At 41.8% G+C, this 2,680-nt stretch carries 3 protein-coding genes; all 3 read left to right on the forward strand.

Annotated elements, in window-relative coordinates:
- Positions 1-1,037: tetratricopeptide repeat protein (locus tag J6U00_RS03890; protein ID WP_296579121.1), on the forward strand; the 1,037-nt coding region annotated here is incomplete at its 5' end.
- Between the two features lie 242 nt (positions 1,038-1,279).
- Complete coding sequence (locus J6U00_RS03895; RefSeq protein ID WP_296579140.1) at positions 1,280-1,987, forward strand: response regulator transcription factor; 708 nt, start codon at positions 1,280-1,282, stop codon at positions 1,985-1,987.
- Between the two features lie 74 nt (positions 1,988-2,061).
- On the forward strand, positions 2,062-2,680 hold a 619-nt coding region (locus J6U00_RS03900; protein WP_296579142.1), incomplete at its 3' end, for a hypothetical protein.

Genomic DNA, 2,680 nt, shown 5'->3' on the forward strand with positions numbered 1-2,680 from the left:
GAGATTCACCAGACGAAAACGAAAAAATGCTCAAGGCTGAAGGAGAAAAGTTCGCAAGAGAGGGAAACTTTGACGGCCTGAAAGCTGTCGGCGAACTGATTATGGATAATATGCCTGAGGAACGCCGTGAAGAGATCAACAGACTCACTCATCTTGATGGTAAGCGTCTTAATGAAGTCTATGATGAAATAGATGCGCTTGTAAAAGAAAGGAAGTACCTTGAAGCTCTTCCTATTGCTGAAAGACTCTACAAGAAAATATGCCTGGAGTTCGCTGAAACTGAAAAGGCAAAATTTGTTTCACTCCGCAATCCTTTCGAGGACAACCTTTGTCAGTTCCTCTTCAGTGAGGAAAAGACTCTCAACCGCACACCTTTCAACTTCACTATGTATCTAACTACATATGCATATATTCTCATTGAGACAGGCGCTAACATAGACGCTATCCCGGTACTCGAGAGAGCTATCGCTTTCAATCCAATTGATGTAGCTCCCAGATTTGAGCTTGCTGAGATATATAAGCTTATCAAGAATAAGAAAATGGTTCTTGAAGTGTCACGTGACACTCTTAAAGTCGCTTATTCTCCCCTGTCTATTGCACGCTGCTATTCCAATATCGGCTACGCTCTGACAGATTCCGGTGATTATGAAGACGCTGCTGCTTTCTATGTTGCAAGTGTAATGTTCGCTCCTAATCCGGCAGTTCCCTATGAGATGCAGCATCTTGCAGACCTCAAGGGCACACCTATCAGAAAGCCTTCCATTGAAGAGATGGTTGAGGTAATGAAAAAGTATGATATCGAATATGGTCCGGATAAGCACGTTATCGAAGTTTCAGCACAGCTCGCAGCTCACTACATGGGACTCGGCGATAAGGAAAACGCCGTTCAGGCCATGAAGATAACATATAATCTTACACTTGACGAAGACATCAAGAACCTTATTATCAAGCTTGATCCACGGGCACAGATGCTACGACCAAAGGATGCATCACAGACACAGACCGATTATGACCCGCAGGATACACCTAAATCATAACAGTTAATTTGTCGCCATAGCATACTGATCATTATGATTAGTGCTATGGCGCTTTATTTCTCATTATGAATGATTCGGTTGCCTTATTAATCACTTTTGCTATTAGTCAATGATACATATCAGAAAAGTTCAAAGAATTTTCTGTCGTAATAATTTACGGAAATTTATTGACATTTTATTAAAACCGAGTTATAATATAAAGTGATAATTTATTCAAATTTTCATGGAAAGAGGGTCATATTATGGCAAACGAAAAAAGTCTGAAGGTCCTGATCGTCGATGACGACAAGAATATCTGTGATCTTTTAAGGCTCTACCTCGAAAAAGATGGATACAGCGTTATCCTCTCGCACGATGGTGAGGAAGCTGTTGTTAAATTCAACGCACTCAAGCCCGATATGGTGCTTCTTGATATAATGCTGCCAGGTATGGATGGATGGCAGGTTTGCCGTGAAATACGCAAGAAATCAAATGTTCCGATAATCATGATCACTGCCAAAGGTGAGACTATCGACAAGGTAATCGGTCTTGAGCTTGGCGCTGATGATTATATAGTAAAGCCATTTGACGCAAAGGAAGTAATTGCGCGTATCAACGCAGTTACCCGCAGAGTCGGCAACGTTAATGTTGAGCCCGAGATAAAGGAAGTCCGTTATGATAAGCTCTCAGTCAATATGACCCGCTATGAGCTCAAGGTTAACGGAAAGAATATCGATACTCCTCCTAAGGAGCTTGAACTTCTCTATTATCTTGCTTCAAATCCAAACAGAGTTTACACACGCGACCAGCTTCTTGATGAAGTCTGGGGATTTGAATACTACGGCGATTCACGTACTATTGACGTTCATATCAAGCGCCTTCGTGAAAAGCTTGAGGGCATTTCAGATAAATGGGCACTTAAGACCGTTTGGGGCGTAGGCTACAAATTTGAAGCAGAGGAAGAGGAATAAAACCAACTCCGAAGCTTGTCATCATCACAGGGGACAGGCTGTCCCCTGTTTTTTTGTGAGAGTAGGTGGTATCCATGGACAAAAGCAACAGCTCATACTATAAGCTGTTCAGACTTGCACTTATAATCGTTATCCTCGTACTTCTTATCATAGGTACGGTGATGATGAGCCTTTGTTCTGTCATTTTTAAGAAGTCAAAGCTTCGCGAACTTCAGTCTGTCGGAGAACTTTACATAAGCTGCATCACTGAAGAATACCAGAGAAGCGGCGACGGCTACCTGTGGCAGGCGCAGCACCTTCAGGAAATGTTTATGGGCCAGTATGACGTAAGGATATACATCTACAATGAAAACGGATCATGTATACTATCAGGCGACAGCGCTGCGGTAAACGAAACCGCTCCTCTATCTATTCAAATGCAGGAATCTCTTGATGAAGATGATTACCTCGATGTTAGTTCAAATGCAATCTCACATAACAAACCATATCTTATTTTTGGATCAAAGGCATATCTCAAGCAGTCAACAATGAAGTATATCCCCGTATACGTTCTTGTTTACGGAAGTACAGACGAACTGAACTTTTTCACGCTCAAGATAGTGGCACTTTATGTGCTTTTCGGAGTTATCGGCGTCACATTATGTTATCTCCTGCTAAAAAAGAGCATAAAGAAGCACATTGCTTTTGAAGAAA

Origin of the sequence: Ruminococcus sp. (genome assembly GCF_017650195.1) — a bacterium.
Taxonomy (GTDB): Bacteria; Bacillota; Clostridia; order Oscillospirales; family Ruminococcaceae; genus Ruminococcus.